Consider the following 18385-nt stretch of genomic DNA (forward strand, 5'->3'; position numbering starts at 1 on the left):
AGCCAGAGCCGCTCTGGCTCTGGCCTTTGACGTTGCCCTGGCTTGAAGGCTTCGGCAGGTGCAGGGCGCAGCCCTGCCGAACAACCCTTAATGCAGCAGGGCAGCCACCGCGTCGCGGAACCCCGCCTGGGCCTGCCCGGACTCCGGCGCATGATGCAACTGGCGCACCGCCCGGCCCAACCGCGCCGCGCCCACGAAGCCACAGCTCGCCTGCAGCCGATGCAACTGGCTGCGCAGCTGGCGCTCGTCATGCTGGTCCACCGCCTGCTCGACCGCATCGCGTACGCCCGGCAGCTCGGCCAGGAACAGCTCGCGCAGCGCGATCAGGTGGTTGCGCTGGCCATTGAGCGCGGCCAGTGCCGCAGTCTCGTCCCAGTCCTGTACCTGCAGCTCGACCGCGGCCGGCGCCTGGGCCATGACGATCCCGGCCGGGCTGTTGACCAGGGCGCGGCGCACCGCCTTCAGCAGCTGGTCGCGGCCCAGCGGCTTGACCAGCGTGTCGCTGAAACCGGCCTCGCGCAGGCGCGCATGGATCGAGGTATCGCCGTCGGCGGTATGCGCCAACGCCGGGGTGTCGGGATGTGAACGGCGCAGTTCGCGCAGCAGCTGCGCGCCATTGCCGTCAGGCAGGTTGACGTCGATCAGCCACAGGTCATGCGCGCCGGGCTCGGCGCTGGCCAGGGCACTGGCCAATGAGTCTGCGGTGTCCACGTCCGCCGGTAACGTTTCCAACGCCGCCTTGAAAAAACCGCGGCTGATGATGTCGTCCTCGACAAGCAGGAAGCGGGGCCGGCTGGCCCGCGGGGTCATCTGCATCAGGGCTGCCTCCATGTCAGCTGCTGCAATCATCAAGCACAGCGGCGGCGGGCGCAAGCGGGTCCGGACCCTGCCGGTCAGGATCTGCGACAATACGCCCCCATTTTTGCCCGCAGCCTGTTGCCACGTGGCCCGATCCCGCTCCCGCATCGACCGTACCCCGTTCCAGACCGAGATCCTCGACCTCAGCCATGATGGTCGCGGCGTCGCCCGCCGTGAAGGCGAGGGCGGCAAGGTCACCTTCGTCAGCGGCGCCCTGCCGGGCGAGGTGGTCATGGCCGAACAGACCGCCCGCAGCCGCCATTTCGACGAAGCGCGTACGGTGGAAGTGCTGCAGGCCTCGCCGCAGCGCGTCACCCCGAAGTGCCCGCACTTCGGCACCTGCGCCGGCTGCGTGCTGCAGCACCTGGACGAAGACCAGCAGATTGTCGCCAAGCAGCGCGTGCTGATGGACAACCTGGAGCGCATCGGCCACGTGAAGCCGGGCACCGTGCTGGCGCCGCTGGTCGGCGAGAGCTGGGGCTACCGGCGCAAGGGCCGCTTCTCGGTGCGCCGGGTCGAAAAGAAGGACAAGACCCTGGTCGGCTTCCGTGAACAGGATCCGCGATTCGTCGCCGACCTCAGCCAGTGCCTGACCGTGATCCCGGAAATCGGCACCAAGGTCGAGGCGCTTTCCAGCTTCATCGAATCGCTCGATGGCAAGCGCGATATCCCGCAGATCGAATTCATTGCCGGCGACCAGGCCGTGGTCCTGACCGTGCGTCACCTGCAGCCGCTCAGCGATGCCGACCGCGTGGCCTGGGCCGCCTTCGGCCAGCAGCATGGCTTCGTGATCTACCTGCAGTCCGGTGGCGTGGATACCGTGCAGCCGCTGGACGGGCAGGGCGTGCCGCTGTCGTTCCGGCTGGCGCCGTGGGACGTGGAGCTGGCGTTCCGTCCGTTGGACTTCATCCAGGTCAACGCCAAGCTCAATGAGAAGATGATCGCCCACGCCCTGGACCTGCTGGAGCCGGGTGAGGACGAGCGTGTGCTGGACCTGTTCTGCGGCCTGGGCAACTTCACCCTGCCGCTGGCGCGCCGCGTGCGCGAAGTGGTCGGTGTGGAAGGCGATGCTGGCCTCGTCGCGCGGGCCCGTGAGAATGCCGAGCGCAACGGCCTGACCAACGCCCAGTTCTTCAGCGCCGACCTCACCCAGGACCAGCGCAGCACGCCGTGGATGCGCCAGGGCTTCGACAAGCTGCTCTTGGATCCGCCGCGCTCGGGCGCGATCGAAGTGCTGCAGCAGCTGCCGCTGAAGCAGTTCAAGCGCATCGTCTACGTCAGCTGCCACCCGGGTTCGCTGGCACGCGATGCCGGCTATCTGGTCAACGAACAGGGCTTCACCCTGGTCAGTGCCGGTGCCATGGACATGTTCCCGCACACCGCACACGTGGAAAGCATCGCGGTATTCGAGAAGCGCTGATCGGCTGTCATGCCCATCGCGCATAATGGCGCGATGGGCATCGAAATCGAACGCAAATTCCTCGTCAGCAGTGATGGCTGGCGCACCGCCGCGCACCGGGTGATCCCGATGGCGCAGGGCTACATCAACGACATGGGCGCGCTCGATCGCGGCACCCAGAACGCTTCGGTGCGCGTGCGCATCGAAGGCGACCACGCCGCGCTGAACCTGAAGTCGCGAACCATCGGCCACACCCGCCAGGAGTTCGACTACCCGATCCCGGTGGACGATGCGCGCGCACTGCTGGCGCTGTGCGTGGGCGGCCTGATCGACAAGCGCCGCCATCTGGTCGAACACGCCGGCCTGACCTGGGAGGTGGACGAGTTCCTCGGCGACAACGCCGGCCTGGTAGTGGCTGAGGTTGAGCTGGACAGCGCTGACCAGACCATCGACCTGCCGGACTGGGTGGGTGCCGAAGTCACCGATGATGCCCGCTACTACAACGTTGCCCTGGCCAGCCACCCGTATTCAGAGTGGTGAGGCCGCAAAAAAGGGGACGGAGGGGATTAAGTCGTCTTTACCCCATCTGTGCGGGAAACGACTTAATCCCCTCCGTCCCCTTTTATCGAGGGTGTCGGCCCCCATGTGGAAAGGATGAGAATCGACATCTACTCCGACGTGGTCTGCCCCTGGTGCTGGATCGGCAAGCATCGTTTCCAGCAGGGCGTGCAGTTGCTGGGCGCCAACGCGCCTGAACTCGATATCCACTGGCAGCCGTTCCAGCTCGACCCGGATGCTGACGCCACCCCGGTGCCGCTGCGCGAGGCCTATGTGCGCAAGTTCGGCGGCGTTGAGCGTACCGAACAGATCCTCGGCCAGACCCAGACCACCGCGCGGGCCGAGGGCCTGCCGATGGACTTCAGCCAGGGCCAGGTGCGGGTGACCACGCTGCCGGCGCACCGGGTGTTGTGGCTGGCGGGCGAGCACGGCGTGCAGGATGCGGTGGGCGACGCACTGTTCCGCGCCCACTTCGAGCACGGTCAGAACCTGGCGGACCCCTCGGTGCTGATCAAGGCGGGCGCGGCAGGCGGCCTCGACGCGGGTGAAATCACGCAGATGCTGGCCTCCGACCGCGGCTTGGCCGAGGTCGAAGCCAAGCTGGCGCAGGCCCATGCGCTGGGCATTTCCTCGGTGCCGACCTTCGTCATCGATGGAAAGTGGGCCATTTCCGGGGCGCAGCCCCCCGAGGCCTTCGCCAACGCCCTGCGCCAGATCGCCGCCGAGCAGGGCGCGCCTGCGGCCCCGGCTGACGGCGACGAGGCCTGCGGCCCGGACGGCTGCAAGGTCTGACCGGATCCGAAAAGGGGACGGAGGGAATTAAGACGTATCCAGCCCGTAGGGGCCGATTGCGGCTTAATCCCCTCCGTCCCCTTTTTCTGACCACTGCGCCTGTCGGCCGGTTCTGCGACAATGCGGCACTGCGCCATGCGGGCGCGCGTTGTGGAGATCGACCATGCTGCTGATCGGCGTCGCCGGCACCGAACTGACCGCCCAGGAACGTGACTGGCTGCAGCACGATGCCGTGGCCGGAGTGGTGCTGTTCAAGCGCAACTTCGCCTCGCGCCAGCAGGTGACCGATCTGAGCGCGGCGATCCGCGCTGCCGCGCCGCGCCCGCAGCTGATCTGCGTGGACCAGGAAGGCGGCCGCGTGCAGCGCTTCCGCGAGGGCTACAGCGAGTTACCGCCACTGCAGGACATCGGGGCGATGTACGCCACCGACCCGCAGCAGGCGTTGGCCCTGGCCGAGCAGCACGCCTGGCTGATGGCCAGCGAAGTGCGCGCCAGCGGCCTGGACCTGAGCTTCGCGCCGGTGGTCGATCTGGGCCGTGGCAACCGCGCCATCGGCAACCGCGCCTTCAGTGAAGATCCGCAGGTGGTGGCCGCGTTCACCGCCGCCTACGTGCGCGGCATGCATGCGGTCGGCATGGCCGCCACGCTCAAGCATTTCCCCGGCCATGGCACCGTGCTGGAAGACACCCACGTGGATACCGCGATCGACCCGCGCGCGCTGGACGAGCTGCGCGCCCAGGACCTGGTCCCGTTCCAGGCCGGCATCGCCGCCGGTGCCGACGCGGTGATGATGGCGCACGTGATCTATCCGCAGGTGGCACCGGAACCGGCCGGCTATTCGCCGCGCTGGATCCAGGACATCCTGCGCGGCGAGCTCGGCTTCCGCGGCGTGGTGTTCTCCGATGACATCGGCATGGCCGCCTCGCACAGTGCGGGCGGCGTGCCGGCGCGCGTGCACGCGCATCTGGATGCCGGCTGCGACGTGGTGCTGGTCTGCCACCCGGAACTGGTCGATGAAGCCCTGCACGCCGTGCAGGGACGCTCCCTCAATACTGCTGCGCTGCTGGGCCTGCTGGGCCGCGGCGCGCTCGGCTGGGACGGCCTGCTGGCCGATGCCCGCCATGGCGACACCCAATCCCGTCTGCTTGAAACCCTTGGAAGAACCGTCTGATGCCCAACCTCACCATTTCCCAGGCCCTGGCCCAGGCTGACCTGCTGGTCGACCGCCCCACCATCGACAAGGCCATCGCTGGTATCGCCGACGCCATCGCGCGCGATTACAAGGGCGAGGTGCCGCTGTTCCTGTCCATCATGCACGGTGCGCTGCCGTTTGCCGGCCAGCTGGCGCTGGAACTGGGCGCGCGCGGCCAGGACGTGCAGTTCGATTACCTGCACGCCACCCGTTACCGCGGTGAAACCACCGGCGGCGACCTGGTCTGGAAGCACAAGCCGGCCACCTCGCTGTTCGGCCGCCGCGTGCTGCTGGTCGACGATATCCTCGACGAGGGCTACACCCTGCAGGGCGTGCGCACCTGGTGCCTGGAACAGGGCGCGACCGACGTGCGCATCGCCGCGATGACGGTGAAGAAGCACGACCGCGCGCTGCCGGACGTGACTGCCGACTACGCCGGCATCGAACTGCCGGACCGTTACGTGTTCGGCTTCGGCATGGACGTCAACGAAACCCTGCGCTGCGTGCCGGCCATCTACGCGATGAAGGAATAACGGCGCAGCCGCCCGCGGCGCGTCTTCTTCTGCCGCCGGCATCCTCGGGTGCCGGCGTTCGTCTTTTCATGGAGTGCTTCGAATGCAACAGATCGCCCTGGCTGTGATCGGCGGTACCGGTGTCTATAACCTGGCCAAGCTTGACGACGTGCAGACCCACGAGGTCGACACCCGCTTCGGACGTCCGTCGGGCCCGGTGCGCGTTGGTACGCTGCTCGGCCATCGCGTGGCGTTCCTGGCGCGGCATGGCGAAGGCCATTCGCTGCCGCCGCACAAGATCAACTACCGCGCCAACCTGGCCGCGCTGCAGCAGCTGGGCGCGCAGCGCGTGCTGGCGTTGAACACGGTGGGGGGCATCACCGAACACTTTGGTCCGCGCGTGCTGGCCTGCCCGGACCAGATCATCGACTACACCTGGGGCCGCATCAGCACGATCTGTGAGGAAGAAGGCACCGACGTGGTCCACGTTGATTTCGGCCACCCGTACACACCAATGCTGCGCAGCAAGATCCTGGCTGCGGCCAAAGTGACCGGCGTCACGGTCCATGACGGTGGCTGCTACGGCGCAACACAGGGCCCGCGCCTGGAAACCATCGCTGAAATCGCCCGCATGCGCCGCGACGGCTGCGATCTGGTGGGCATGACCGGCATGCCGGAAGCCGCCCTGGCACGCGAGCTGGGGCTGGATTACGCCTGCCTGGCGATCATCGCCAACTGGGCTGCCGGCTGTGGTGATGGTGAGGAGATCACGATGGCCGAAGTGCTGGCCAACGTGCAGGCGGCCGGCAACGGACTTCCGGAACTGGTGGGCGAATTGGCACGGGGGTGATTGTCTTCCCCGAGCAAGCTTTGCATACTCAGCTTGTGCGCGGGTTCAGCGTACACCACCCATTCATTGCATAAGGTCTCGCATCACCATGCCGAACGGTACCGTCAAGTGGTTCAACGACGCCAAGGGATTTGGCTTCATCTCGCCGGAGGATGGCAGCGCCGACGTGTTCGCGCACTTCTCCGCCATCAACTCCAAGGGCTTCCGCAGCCTGCAGGAAGGCCAGCGTGTCACCTATGACGTGACCCAGGGCCCGAAGGGTGCCCAGGCTTCGAACATCACGCCGGCCGAGTGATCCACTCGACAGTGCGTTGAAAACCCCGCTTCGGCGGGGTTTTTTTTGCGCGGATTGCCCGCGACCCGCTCGCGATCCACCCGCCTCGGGCACAATGCGGCCATGACGGAACGACTGCGCATCGCCGTGATCGGCTACGGCACCGCTGGACAGGCAGTGTCCATCCTGCTCACCCGTGACGGCCACGAGGTGGAGATCTTCGAACGCGTGCCCACGCCGGGGCCGGTGGGTGCCGGTTTCCTGCTGCAGCCCAGCGGCCTGCAGGTACTGTGGCAGATGGGCCTGCTTGATTCCGTGCGCGCACATGCCGCGCCGGTGCACCGCCTGTATGGCGACACGCCGTGCGAGCGCGCGGTGATGGACATGCGCTACGAGGGACTGGATGCGCGCCTGCATGGCCTGGGCATGCAGCGCGGGGCCTTGTTCTCGCTGTTGGACGAGGCGCGCGCAGGCGAGGGCCAGCTGCATGCCGGTACCACCATTACCGAGGTGGATGCCGAACACGGCCGTCTGCGCGACAGCGACGGGCGCACGCATGGCCCGTTCGACCTGGTAGTGGTCGCCGATGGCGCCGCGTCGACGCTGCGCGGCACGATCGCCGGCGGTGCCGGGCTGGACCGCGTGTATCCGTGGGGGGCGCTGTGGTGCCTGCTGCCGGCCGAGGACTGGCCGCACGTGCAGGAGTTGCGGCAGCGTTACGTGGCCGCGCGCAAGATGATCGGACTGCTGCCGGTCGGCACGCGCCCCGGTGATGACACGCCGCGCCTGAGTTTCTTCTGGAGCCTGCCACGCGCCGACTTCGAACGCTGGCAGGCCGATGGCATGACGCCCTGGCTGGATGAACTGCATGCGCTGTGGCCGCAGGCCAGTGCGCGCTTCGCCCATCTGCGTGATGCCGGCCAGTTGGCGCGCGCGGTCTACCGTGATGCGGTGATGACGCGCTGGCACCACGGCCGCATGGTGCTGGCCGGTGATGCCGCGCATGCGATGAGCCCGCAGCTGGGGCAGGGCGTGAACATGGCGCTGCTCGATGCGCTGGCGCTGCGCGATGCGGTGCGCACCTACGGCGGCAGCACGGTCGCGCTGCAGGCCTACCAGGCGCAACGCAGGGCACACGTTGCGGTGTACCAGCGCTGGAGTCGTTGGCTGACGCCGCTGTTCCAGTCCGACCGCGACGCCTGGGCGAAGGCGCGTGACGTGCTGCTGGGCCCGATGGGGCGCCTGCCCGGTGGCCGTGGCCACATGCTGCGCGTGCTCAGTGGCACCCAGCACGGCTGGTTCGGTGCACTTGCACTGGATCCGGCGTTCGTCGACGCACTGGCCACTGCAGCGGAAATGCCTCGTATCAACGCGATCACGGCCAATGCGTGAAGCGCGTCGTCACCTGAATTAACGGTTGCCTCACCGCCGATATGCGAGAAGTAGGTTGCACGCGAATGCGCGTCGCCCGTTTTCCTTTCCGTGATCAACATCGCGCGTGGCCCGGGCGGCGCTGCCGTTGCGGCCTGTTGCGGCCCGGATGTGCCGCTGATGTTGAAGAGGAGGACGCCATGTTGTTCGCGGTCGAGGAGCTGGAATCGGAAATCTGCAAGCTGCGCGGATTGCTGCAGATGCTGCACGAGGACCAGCCCGACGTACTGGAGGACGTGTTCGAGTTCCATGTCGGCAGCCTGATCAGTCATGCATCAGCGGAGCACCACGCGCGCATCCGCACCTGCGCGCAGGAAATGCTGGCGGCGATCCAGGCGTTGCCGCGACGACGTGAGGGCGACACGCCTGATTTCCAGTTGATGCCGCAGCTGGGCATTCGTCCGGCCTGATTCAAGCCACCGGCAGTTGCACCAGGCCGTTTTCCACGCAGGCGACCCTTTGCTCGCCGCGGGCGGGCACGGGCACGATGCCGGCAGTGAACGCGGAGAAGGCCGGCAGCACCGTCATCCGCTCACGCAGCCAGAACGCGGGGAAGCGCCGTCGCAATGGCGGCAAGGCGACCTGCGGATGCAGATGCCCGGCGATCACATGCAGCTCTGCATCGGGCATCGGCTCATGGCGAAGCAGGAACGGCTGCAGCCGTACTTCATCGTGGATCTGTACCTGCAACTGAGCATGCGGCAGCTGGCGGTCGTGATTGCCGCGCAGGACATGCACGTCCAGCGAAGCATTGCGTTCGCGCCATGCCAGCCATTGCTGGTACCACGCAGCGCGATGCGCCGGTCCATGCAGGATGTCACCCAGGATCCACAGCTCGCGACAGGCATGCCTGTCCAGCAGCCCCTGCAGGCGTTGCAGGTCTTCGCCGGTGCCGCCGCTGGGCAATGCGATGCCGGCGCGGCGGAATACATCGGCCTTGCCCAGGTGCAGGTCGGCGATCAACAGCGCCTGCCGCGCGGGCCAGTACAGCGCACGCGCGCCAAGCAGTATCAGCGATTCGCCGGCGCGCAGCAGCGGCAGTTCATCGGCCATGGCGGCGCTCCAGCTGCTGGGCCGCGCGTTGCACGCGGGTGCGCCAGTCCTCGTTGCTGAACTGCCCGCGTTGGCGTTCAGCCCATAACGGGAAGCCCAGTGGCGTGAGTGATGTCGGGTGCTGCACCGAGAGGGCCTGCATGCCGATCCTTGCCAGGACCTGCTGTAGTCCCGGCAGATCCAGGCTGTCGTGCAGCACTTCGCGTTCGGCCAATGCCAATAGCAGGTGGCCGGGGTCATGCTCGCGCAGTACGTCGTAGAGCAGGCCTGCCGAGGCCTGCAGCTGGCGCAGCGATCGCGGCATACCGCCGGGCAGGCTGGGGACCAGCAGGCCCGCTACGCGTGCGATGCCACGGAACTGGCGGCGCGCCAGCTCGCCCAGGTTCACCGCGGCACGCAGATCGTCCAGCAGCTGATCGGGGGTGAACAATGCTCGCCATCGCGCCGCATCCAGTTCGATCGCCTGCGCCGGTGCCAGCACCAGGCCATGATCGTTCACCGCGTAGCCGATGCTGTTGCGCTGCCGGCGGGTACAGCGCAGTGCCAGCAAGGCGGCCAGCGCCTCGTGCACGTGACGGCCGGCAAAAGGGTAGACGAACAGGAACTGGCCGTCGCGGCGCCGCACATCTTCCACCAGCAGATGCTCTGGGCCGGGAAGCGCCGACAACTGCTGCTGCAGTGCCAGCAAGGGGGACAACCAGCGTGATTCGGCACTGTCGTCGGCGCCGGACAGTACCCACTCCAGCTCGCGGCCGAGCGGCATCGACAGTGGCAACTGGCCTCCCTGCCAGCGCGGCACCACACCATCACCGCGCCCTCGTGCCAGCCGCACGAAGGCGGTCATGTCGCGCAGCTGCACCAGTTCCAGCAGGCGCCCGGCGAACTGGAAACGGTCGCCGCGACGCAGGCGGCTGGCGAACTGTTCCTCCACGGCACCCAGGCCACCACCGCGCAGGAACTGCACGCGCACGCTGCCATCGCTGCTGATGGTGCCGATCGACAGCCGATGGCGCAGTACCTGGCGGCGATCGTGCATCCGGTAGTAGCCGTCGGCATCACGCACGACCTTGTGGAAATCGGGGTACTGGGCCAGGGCCTGGCCACCCTGCACGATGAACGTCAGCACGGCCTGCCATGCGTCGTCGCCGAGAGATGCGAAGGCATGGGTACGCCGTACCTGCGCCAGCAGCGCATCGCTGTCGAAGCCACCGGCCAGCGCGCGGCTGACCGCATGCTGGGCCAGCACATCCAGCGACAGCGTCGGCGGCCTGCGCGCTTCGACCACGCCTTGGGCCAATGCACGGCGCACCGCGGCGTATTCGGCCAGCTCCAGTGCATGGCTGGGCACGCACAGGATGGAACCGCTGGCACCCGGGCGGTGACGCGCACGTCCCGCGCGTTGGCGCAGGCGGGCCACGCCCTTCGGGCTGCCCAGCTGCAGTACCTGCTCAACCTCGGGGAAGTCCACGCCGAGGTCGAGGCTGGAGGTGGCAACCACGCAGCGCAGCGCGCCCGCGCGCAGGCCATCCTCGACCTGCTGGCGCAGCGCTGGATCCAGCGAGCCGTGGTGCAGCGCAAGCGTGTCCGGGGTTTCCGGCCAGACCGCGGCCAGCGCCTGATGCCACAGTTCTGCCTGCGCACGGGTGTTGGTGAACAACAGGCTGCTGCGTGCCCGCATCAACGCGTCCAGCACCCGCGGCAGCTGCGCCAGGCCCAGATGCCCGGCCCACGGAAAACGTTCGCCGGGTTCCGGCAGCAGGCTGCGCACGCTGATCGCGCGCGGGCGCACGCCCTGCACGATCGGCGCGTCGGGCTGCCCGGGCAGCAGCACGTCGCACGCCTCATCCAGGTTGCCCAGCGTGGCCGAAAGCCCCCACAGCTGCACTGCAGGCGCAGCATCGCGCAACACCGCCAGGTTCAACTGCAGCAGCACACCGCGCTTGTTGCCCAGCAGCTCATGCCATTCGTCCACCACCACGCAGCGCAGCTGGCGCATGCGCGGCAACGTATCCGGATAGCTCAGCAGCAGCGCCAGTGATTCGGGCGTGGTGACCAGTACGTCGATGCGGCCTTCGCGGGCCTGGCGTCGCTCGCGGTTGCTGGCGTCACCGCTGCGCAGGCCGACACGCCATCCCAGTCCCAAGCCGTCGACGACGGCCTGGAGCGCGCGTGCGGTATCACTGGCCAACGCGCGCAAGGGCGTTACCCACAGCACCTGCAATGGGCGCACCGCACTGGCGCGGCGGGGCGAGGGCGGTGGATCGATCAGCGCCTGCAGCAACGGCCCGCCGAACATCGCCAGCGTCTTGCCGCTGCCCGTGGGCGTATGCAGCAACCCGGATTCGCCGGCCAGGTAGTGGCGCCACATCGCGCGCTGGAAGGGCAGTGAGCGCCAGCCGCGTGCCGCGAACCAGTCTTCCAGCCGGCGCAGTGCCTGGCTGCGGGTCATCGCGCCAGCGCCTGCAGGCTGGCCAGCTGATCGGCCTCGCTGGCAGGCTTGTCGTGGCGCCAGCGCAGGATGCGCGGAAAGCGCACGGCGATCCCCGATTTGTGCCGGCTGCTGCGGTTGACCGCTTCGAAACCCAGCTCGAACACCTGTTCGGCGCGTACGCTGCGCACCGGCCCGAAACGCTCGCGGGTGTTGGCGCGGATCCAGCGATCAAGCGCGAGGATCTCCTTGTCGTCCAAGCCCGAATACGCCTTGGCCACCGGCACCAGCGTGTCGCCGTCCCAGACGCCGAAGGTGTAGTCGGTGTACTGCGTGCTGCGCCGCCCATGGCCAGCCTGTGCGTACAGGAGCACCGCATCGATGGTGAGCGGATCGACCTTCCATTTCCACCAGTCACCGCGGCGTCGCCCAGCCAGGTAGGGCGAGCCGCGTCGTTTCAGCATCAGCCCTTCCACGCCACGTTCGCGTGCCACATCGCGCATCGCCGCCGCCTGCGCCCAGTCGACGGCGGCAACGTCGGGCGACAGCTGGATCCGCACATCGTCCAGTGCACCGATGACCGCGGCAAGCCGCGTACGCCGTTCCTGCAACGGCAGCTCACGCAGATCCGCGCCATCGTGCTCCAGCAGGTCATAGGCGAGCACGCGTACCGGCGTGTTGCGCAGAGTCGCTGCTCCTGGCTTGCGACGCTGGATGCGGGTCTGCAGGGCGGTGAATGCGCGCGGCAGGTTGGCGGTCTCGTCCCAGGCCAGCAGCTCTCCGTCCAGCACGCAGCCCTCCGGCAACGCCATCGCGGCGTGCTCGATCTCGGGGAAGCGGCCATCCAGTCGTTCCTCGCCACGGGACCACAGCGCGACTTCGCCACGCCGGCGCAGCAGCTGCAGGCGTATGCCATCCCATTTCCATTCCAGCAGCCAGTCGTCGATCGCGCCGAGGCGTTCGGCAGGATCGCCTTCCAGAGGGGAGGCGAGGAAGAAGGGGTAGGGCTGCTGGCGGTCGGACGGCAGCTCGTCCGGTGACAGCAGTTGAGCCAGCAGCCCGGGCGAGGGGACCCACTCGCCGAGCATGCGCTGGGCGATGCGTGCGATGTCCAGGCCGGACCATTCCGCCAGTGCCTGCTGTACCAGTCGCTGCGAAACGCCAACGCGCAGGGCGCCGGTCAGCAGCTTGTTGAACACCAGGCGTTCGCTGCTGCACAGCTGCCGCCACCCGGCGACGACCGCAGCGCGGCGTACTGCCTCGGGTTGGTTGGCCACGGCCAGCAGATGCTGTTCGATCCAATCAGCCAACGGGCGGTCGGCGGCTGGCTGCGATGGATCATCCAGCAGCAGGGTCAGCGTTTCGGCCAGGTCACCCACCTGCGCATAGCTGTCTTCCACCAACCAGGGGGGCAAGCCGGATTCTTCGGCAATCCAGCCGCGCAGTTCGCCGCTGGCGGCGATCTTCCGGCGTGCGCCGCCCACCTTGCCACCGCTGAGCAGGTACATCGCCCATGCCGCATCGTGCGCGCGCGCCTGGCGGAAGTAGTCGACCAGGGCTGCACGCTTGTCCAGCGTAGCCGTGCTGCGGTCCAGGCGCTGGTAGAGCGCAGCGAAGGCCTTCATTCCTCGCTCCCGAAATCGGTGCGGAAGGCTTCGGCAGCCACGCCGCGTTCGCGCAGGAACGGAATCAACGCATCGGTATTGCCATGGGTAGCGATCACCCGCTGCGCGCCTGTCTGTTCGATGGTCTGCAGCAGTGCTGGCCAATCGGCGTGATCGGAAATGACGAAACCGCGATCGACATTGCGGCGCCGCCGATTGCCGCGCAGCTGCATCCAGCCGGATGCGAAGCCCAGCTGGTGGCGGCCGAAGCGGCGCATCCAGGGCGTGCCCGCAGCCGACGGCGGCGCGAGGATCAGCTGGCCGGCGGCATCAGGCTGGCGGCCCTGCTCGGCCACGGTGAGCGTCTCCAGCATCGGCACTCCGGCCTGCCGGTACACCGCCACGCCATTGGCGATGGCGCCGTGCAGCCAGGCTGGTCGATCGTCCAGCGGCAGCAGCTCGGCCAGCACCCGCTGTGCCTTGCCCAATGCGTAGCACAGCAGGATCGCGGCTTCGCCACGTTGTTCGCATTCGCGGCGCCACGCCAGGATCTCTGCAGCCACCGCCGGCGTGTCCGGCCAGCGGTAGATCGGCAGTGCGAACGTAGCTTCAGTGATGAAGGTATCGCAGGGCACCACTTCGAACGGTGTGCAGGTCGGATCAGGCTGTCGCTTGTAGTCGCCGGAGGCTACCCATACCTGCTGCCCGTCGTCGATGCGTACCTGTGACGAACCGAGTACGTGGCCGGCCGGATGCAGCGATACCTGCACCTGCCCCAGGCGGAACGGCACACCCTCGGCATGCGCCTGCACCGGCACGTCACCCAGGCGCCAGCGCAGGATCGGCAGGCTGCCTTCGCTGCAGTGATACTCCCCCATGCCCGGGCGGGCATGGTCGCCGTGGCCATGGGTGATGACCGCGCGCGCTACCGGTCGCCACGGGTCGATATGGAAATCGCCGGCGGCGCAGTACAGCCCCTCCGGGCGCAGCACCACCAGATCGTCGTTGCCTGCCATGCGGTCACTGTGGCCTGCGTCTCGTGCAGAGGGTGAGAACCGGCCTGAACACGGGCTTGGCAGGCGATGCGGCACAATCGGGCCGCAGACCTCTTGCCGCCAGGATGGACCGGATGAGTGGACCCAGCTTCAGCAGCAACGCACCGTATGAAACCCATGTGGTGTTGAACCAGCCGCCGCCGTTCGCAGGGCGACAGTTGTGGACCGACGACGTGGCGCTGATGGAGGCCGTACAGCGCGAAGGCGCCGCCAGCTTCGCGCCGCGACTGGGTGTCTATGGTGCACTCGCCGGTGATGAACTGTACCGGCTGGGCTTCGATGCCAACCGTGATCGTCCGCGGCTGCGCACGCATGATGCACAGGGCCATCGCATCGACACCGTGGAGTTCCATCCGGCCTATCACCAGTTGATGGACACGGCAAAATCGCACGGTGTCGCTGGATTGTCCTGGCATGAGCCGCAGCCCGGCGCGCACGTGGCACGTGCGGTGTTGAGCTACCTGCATCACCAGGCCGAGGCGGGCACCAGCTGCCCGTTGACCATGACCCATGCGGCAGTGGCGGTACTGCATTCGCAGCCGCATCTGGCCGAGTGGGCGCGCAAGGCCGCTGCGCCGGTCTATGACCCGCGCGACGTGCCGGTGGCGGACAAGGCCGGCATCACCCTGGGCATGGGCATGACCGAGAAGCAGGGCGGCTCGGATGTCCGTGCCAACAGTACGCGCGCCGAACCGATCGATGGCGAGCGTTACCGTCTGGTCGGCCACAAGTGGTTCTTTTCCGCACCGATGTGCGATGGCTTCCTGGTGCTGGCGCAGGCGCCGGGAGGCCTGACCTGCCTGCTGATGCCGCGCCGGCTGGCCGATGGTGACCGCAATGCGTTCCGGTTGATGCGGCTGAAGGACAAGCTCGGCGATTGGGCCAACGCTTCCAGTGAGGTCGAGTTCTGCGGCGCACAGGCATGGCGCGTGGGCGAAGAGGGGCGCGGCGTGGCCACCATCATCGGCATGGTGATGATGACCCGCCTGGACTGCATGCTGGGTGCAGCGGCGGAGATGCGCATGGCGCTGGCGCAGGCGCTGCACCACGCACGTCATCGACGTACCTTCGGCAAGCTGCTGGTCGAGCACCCGCTGATGACCAACGTGCTGGCTGATCTGGCGCTGGAGTCGGAAGCGGCCACGGTGTTGGCGATGCGGATCGCGCGCGCGGTGGATCGCGCCGGTGTGGATGCCAATGAAGCCGCGATGGCGCGGTTGGGGACGGCGCTGGGCAAGTACTGGCTGTGCAAGCGCGCGCCGGCCTTCGTCAATGAAGCGCAGGAATGCCTGGGCGGTGCGGGCTACGTGGAGGAGTCGATGCTGCCGCGCCTGTACCGGCAGGCACCGTTGAATTCGATCTGGGAGGGCAGCGGCAACATCCAGTGCCTGGATGTGCTGCGTGCGCTGGCGCGTGAACCGGAGGCGATGGCGGCGCTGCGCGGTGAGCTGGCATCGGTGGCTGACCGTGATGGGCGCTATGCAGCGGCATTGCAGCGTTGGGCAGCGGCACCGCCACCGGAGGAAGCGCAGGCGCGGCTGTTCTGCGAGCGCACTGCGCTGCTGCTGCAGGCGGCGCTGCTGCTGCGTGCGCGCAGCCCGATGGCGGAGGCATTCGTGCGTAGCCGGCTGGAAGGGGAGCACGGGCTGGCGTTCGGGACGCTGCCGGCGGGGGTGGAGCTGACGGCGATGCTGGCGCGCGCGCTGCCGTAGGAGGCGGCCAACGGCGGAGCCCCTCGTGGTGGGTGCTGATACTGATGGGTGGGCCGCGCGGGTAGGTCGCGCAGGGGGCGCTGCAAGTACGTCCATGTAAGCTCGGGCGCGCCATCCATGGCGCTTACGCCCCTGCGCAACCTACCCGCGCGTCCGTGGACACTTTCCGTACGCGTCCACCACGGAATCAACAGAAAGAGCAGAGAGCGAAAAGCAGAAAAGCCGCGGCAGTGCCGCGGCTTTTCCTGTAGCGCCGAGGCCATGCTCGGCTGCCGGTAGGGCTTAGTGCTTGGCTTCTTCCTTGGCGGCGTTGGCCTTGGCGTCATTGGCGACATCGCGGGCCTTGTCGGCGACCTTCTGTGCGGCGTTCGCGGTGGCGTCGCTGGCATGTGCGGCGGCATCGGTTGCGGCGTCCTTGGCCTTGTCGGCGGCGTTGGCGGTGGCGTCTGCAGCCTTGTCCAGCGCCTGCTGGGTATCGGCGGCGGCCTGCTCGGACGCGGCAGCGGTCTTGTCGGCGGCGTCGCGGGTGGCTTCGGCGGCCTTGTCCACGGCGTCACGGGCGGCAGCGCCTGCGCTGTCGGCAGCCTGCTGTGCGTCCTGCTTGGCCTGTTCGGCTTCGGGGCCCTTGCAGGCGGCCAGGGCCAGCAGCAGGGAGGCGGCCAGCAGAGTGGTGGTGATCGGACGAATCTTCATGGCGGTCTCCGGTACTGCAATGGATGGGGACGCCAGCCTATTCATGCCGTTGTGAAGACGGGGTCGCGATGCAGCGGCTCAGTCGCGCGCATTCGGAAAAAAGAAAAAGCCGCTGGCGAACCAGCGGCTTTTCCAGAACAGCGTGAAGAAAGAAGTTATTACTTCTTGGCTTCTTCAGCAGCGTCCTTGGCCTTCTCAGCGGTGCCTTCAGCAGCCTTGGCAGCGTCAGCAGCGGCGCCGGCAGCGGCGTCGGTGGCAGCAGCGCCAGCCTGGGCAGCAGCGTCAACCGAAGCGTCAGCAGCGGTGGCGGCGGTGTCAGCGGCCTGCTGGGCAGCGTCGGCGGTCTGGGCGCCAGCAGCGGCGGCCTGGTCGGCAGCAGCCTGGGCTTCGGTGGCGGCTTCGTTGGCCGAAGCAGCGGCGTCCTGGGCAGCTTCCTGCTTCGAGCAGGCGGCCAGGGCCAGAGCCAGGGACATCGCGACCAGCAGCTTGTTGATGCTCATTGTGTGAATCCTCGTCGTTAGAATTAGGCAACGCGCATGCTGCGCGCCGACAACATGATGACAAGCCAAGATTGGGTGTCAAGCGATCCCGCATTCATTTTTGCGAAATCATCGTTAAATCTTTTTAAATCAATTCGATGGCGATTGCGGTTGCTTCGCCGCCGCCGATGCACAGGGTGGCAATGCCGCGCTTGCCACCGCGCGTGCGCAGGGCGTTGACCAAGGTCACCACCAGGCGTGCACCGGAGGCACCGATCGGATGGCCCAGCGCGCAGGCGCCACCATTCACGTTGAGCTTGTCGTGCGGAATGCCCAGTTCGCGCATCGGCGCCATCGCCACCACGGCGAAGGCTTCATTGATCTCGAACAGATCGACCTGGTCCAGCGACCAGCCGGTCTTGTCCAGCAGTTTGTGCAGCGCGCCGATCGGGGCGGTGGTGAACCACTCCGGTTCCTGCGAATGGGTCGCGTGGCCGACGATGCGGGCCAGCGGGGTGATGCCGCGAGCGGCTGCATCTTCCTCGGTCAGCAGGACCACTGCAGCAGCGCCGTCGGAGATGCTGGAGGAACTGGCGGCGGTGACGCTGCCGTCCTTCTTGAAGGCCGGGCGCAGGGTCGGGATCTTGGCGATGTCCGAGCGGCCCGGCTGCTCGTCGGTGGCGACCTCGACCTCGCCCTTGCGGGTGGCGACCTTCACCGCGACGATTTCATCGGCGAACGCACCGTTGGCCTGCGCCGCCTGCGCGCGCTTGACCGATTCGATGGCGTAGGCGTCCTGCTCTTCGCGGCTGAACTGGTATTTGTCCACGGCGCATTCGGCGAATTCACCCATCGCCTTGCCGTCATAAGCGTTGACCAGGCCATCGTGGGCCATGTGATCGACCGCCTGGAAGTTGCCGAAGCGGTTGCCGGTGCGCGAGTTCGGCAGCATGTGCGGCGCGTTGGACATCGATTCCATGCCGCCGGCGACAACGATGCTGGCCGAACCGGCCTTGATCAGGTCATGACCGAGCATGATGGTCTTCATGCCCGAGCCGCACACCTTGTTCAGCGTGGTGGCACCGGTCGACAGCGGGATGCCGGCAGCGATCGCCGCCTGGCGGGCGGGCGCCTGGCCGAGGTTGGCCGGCAGCACGCAGCCCATGAGGACTTCGGAAACGTCGCTGGCCGGGATGCCCGACTGTTCCAGGGCGGCAGCGATGGCGGCCGCGCCGAGGGTCGGGGTCGGCACGCCGTTGAACTGGCCGAGGAAGGAGCCGATGGCGGTGCGCTTGGCGGCGGCGATGACGATGTTGGACATGGCAATCTCGTTGATGCGTAAGCAATGTTCGGAAAGGAGACCGGGGGCCGTTGGATGTGCCCCGGTTTCCCGGCAGACTGCGTGGGGGTCGACCCAAGTATAGAGGGTCGGGGAGGGCCGCCGCTGGGCGCGGCCGCACGCCTGCCGGGATGAAGGCAGGACAACGTTCATGGG

At 67.7% G+C, this 18385-nt stretch carries 18 protein-coding genes; 10 read left to right on the forward strand and 8 right to left on the reverse strand.

The window, feature by feature from the left end:
- Nucleotides 1-87 precede the first annotated feature (87 nt).
- Nucleotides 88-816 carry a response regulator gene (locus QRO95_RS18680; protein ID WP_032129364.1) on the reverse strand — a complete coding sequence of 243 codons (729 nt, stop codon included), beginning with the start codon at nucleotides 814-816 and terminating at the stop codon, nucleotides 88-90.
- A 127-nt stretch (nucleotides 817-943) separates the two neighbouring features.
- On the opposite strand from QRO95_RS18680, the gene rlmD reads away from it, so the two are divergent.
- The 9 genes from rlmD (at nucleotide 944) to QRO95_RS18725 (ending at nucleotide 8276) form a co-directional block, all read left to right on the forward strand.
- Entirely contained in the window at nucleotides 944-2278 is a 1335-nt protein-coding gene (rlmD, locus tag QRO95_RS18685) for a 23S rRNA (uracil(1939)-C(5))-methyltransferase RlmD (protein ID WP_049421257.1), read from the forward strand.
- Nucleotides 2279-2311: 33 nt separating this feature from the next.
- Nucleotides 2312-2797: a CYTH domain-containing protein gene (locus QRO95_RS18690; protein WP_071229427.1), complete on the forward strand. Its 486-nt coding sequence runs from the start codon at nucleotides 2312-2314 to the stop codon at nucleotides 2795-2797.
- Nucleotides 2798-2911: 114 nt separating this feature from the next.
- A complete protein-coding gene (locus QRO95_RS18695; RefSeq protein WP_285303180.1) occupies nucleotides 2912-3607 on the forward strand; it encodes a DsbA family oxidoreductase in 696 nt (231 codons plus the stop codon).
- A gap of 163 nt (nucleotides 3608-3770) precedes the next feature.
- On the forward strand, nucleotides 3771-4778 hold the full coding sequence (gene nagZ / locus QRO95_RS18700) for a beta-N-acetylhexosaminidase (RefSeq protein ID WP_032129343.1): 1008 nt from the start codon (nucleotides 3771-3773) through the stop codon (nucleotides 4776-4778).
- Nucleotides 4778-5332 (forward strand): hypoxanthine-guanine phosphoribosyltransferase, encoded by a 555-nt coding sequence (locus QRO95_RS18705; protein WP_005410592.1) that lies wholly within the window; start codon nucleotides 4778-4780, stop codon nucleotides 5330-5332. Before nagZ ends, QRO95_RS18705 begins: the two co-directional genes overlap by 1 nt.
- Nucleotides 5333-5414: 82 nt before the next feature.
- The gene (locus tag QRO95_RS18710; RefSeq protein WP_010482830.1) at nucleotides 5415-6161 is read left to right on the forward strand and encodes an S-methyl-5'-thioinosine phosphorylase; all 747 of its coding nucleotides are present in this window, start codon (nucleotides 5415-5417) and stop codon (nucleotides 6159-6161) included.
- 88 nt (nucleotides 6162-6249) lie between these two features.
- Nucleotides 6250-6456: a cold-shock protein gene (locus tag QRO95_RS18715; RefSeq protein WP_005410590.1), complete on the forward strand. Its 207-nt coding sequence runs from the start codon at nucleotides 6250-6252 to the stop codon at nucleotides 6454-6456.
- Between the two features lie 102 nt (nucleotides 6457-6558).
- The gene (locus QRO95_RS18720) at nucleotides 6559-7827 is read left to right on the forward strand and encodes an NAD(P)/FAD-dependent oxidoreductase (RefSeq protein WP_049461632.1); all 1269 of its coding nucleotides are present in this window, start codon (nucleotides 6559-6561) and stop codon (nucleotides 7825-7827) included.
- A gap of 179 nt (nucleotides 7828-8006) precedes the next feature.
- Nucleotides 8007-8276, forward strand: coding sequence for a hypothetical protein (locus QRO95_RS18725; protein ID WP_032129345.1), 270 nt, complete (start codon nucleotides 8007-8009; stop codon nucleotides 8274-8276).
- Nucleotide 8277: 1 nt separating this feature from the next.
- On the opposite strand, the gene pdeM is transcribed toward QRO95_RS18725, so the two are convergent.
- The 4 genes from pdeM to QRO95_RS18745 are packed head-to-tail and all read right to left on the reverse strand — an operon-like array spanning nucleotide 8278 to nucleotide 13967.
- A complete protein-coding gene (gene pdeM / locus QRO95_RS18730) occupies nucleotides 8278-8919 on the reverse strand; it encodes a ligase-associated DNA damage response endonuclease PdeM (protein ID WP_032129346.1) in 642 nt (213 codons plus the stop codon).
- Nucleotides 8909-11368 (reverse strand): ligase-associated DNA damage response DEXH box helicase, encoded by a 2460-nt coding sequence (locus QRO95_RS18735; RefSeq protein ID WP_285303181.1) that lies wholly within the window; start codon nucleotides 11366-11368, stop codon nucleotides 8909-8911. The genes pdeM and QRO95_RS18735 overlap by 11 nt, the downstream gene beginning before the upstream one ends.
- On the reverse strand, nucleotides 11365-12972 hold the full coding sequence (locus QRO95_RS18740) for an ATP-dependent DNA ligase (protein WP_285303182.1): 1608 nt from the start codon (nucleotides 12970-12972) through the stop codon (nucleotides 11365-11367). The genes QRO95_RS18735 and QRO95_RS18740 overlap by 4 nt, the downstream gene beginning before the upstream one ends.
- On the reverse strand, nucleotides 12969-13967 hold the full coding sequence (locus QRO95_RS18745; protein ID WP_197615998.1) for a ligase-associated DNA damage response exonuclease: 999 nt from the start codon (nucleotides 13965-13967) through the stop codon (nucleotides 12969-12971). Before QRO95_RS18745 ends, QRO95_RS18740 begins: the two co-directional genes overlap by 4 nt.
- Before the next feature lie 113 nt (nucleotides 13968-14080).
- Between QRO95_RS18745 and QRO95_RS18750 the strand changes: the two genes are divergently transcribed.
- Nucleotides 14081-15718: an acyl-CoA dehydrogenase family protein gene (locus tag QRO95_RS18750; protein ID WP_049398306.1), complete on the forward strand. Its 1638-nt coding sequence runs from the start codon at nucleotides 14081-14083 to the stop codon at nucleotides 15716-15718.
- 282 nt (nucleotides 15719-16000) lie between these two features.
- Here QRO95_RS18750 and QRO95_RS18755 read toward each other — a convergent pair whose 3' ends face one another.
- The 3 genes from QRO95_RS18755 to QRO95_RS18765 form a co-directional block, all read right to left on the reverse strand.
- On the reverse strand, nucleotides 16001-16411 hold the full coding sequence (locus tag QRO95_RS18755; protein WP_014647982.1) for a hypothetical protein: 411 nt from the start codon (nucleotides 16409-16411) through the stop codon (nucleotides 16001-16003).
- A gap of 158 nt (nucleotides 16412-16569) precedes the next feature.
- On the reverse strand, nucleotides 16570-16911 hold the full coding sequence (locus tag QRO95_RS18760) for a hypothetical protein (protein WP_004153024.1): 342 nt from the start codon (nucleotides 16909-16911) through the stop codon (nucleotides 16570-16572).
- A gap of 124 nt (nucleotides 16912-17035) precedes the next feature.
- Entirely contained in the window at nucleotides 17036-18211 is a 1176-nt protein-coding gene (locus tag QRO95_RS18765) for a thiolase family protein (protein WP_121504604.1), read from the reverse strand.
- Nucleotides 18212-18385: the final 174 nt, after the last annotated feature.

Source organism: Stenotrophomonas maltophilia group sp. Smal13 (assembly GCF_030236855.1).
GTDB lineage: Bacteria > Pseudomonadota > Gammaproteobacteria > Xanthomonadales > Xanthomonadaceae > Stenotrophomonas > Stenotrophomonas maltophilia_A.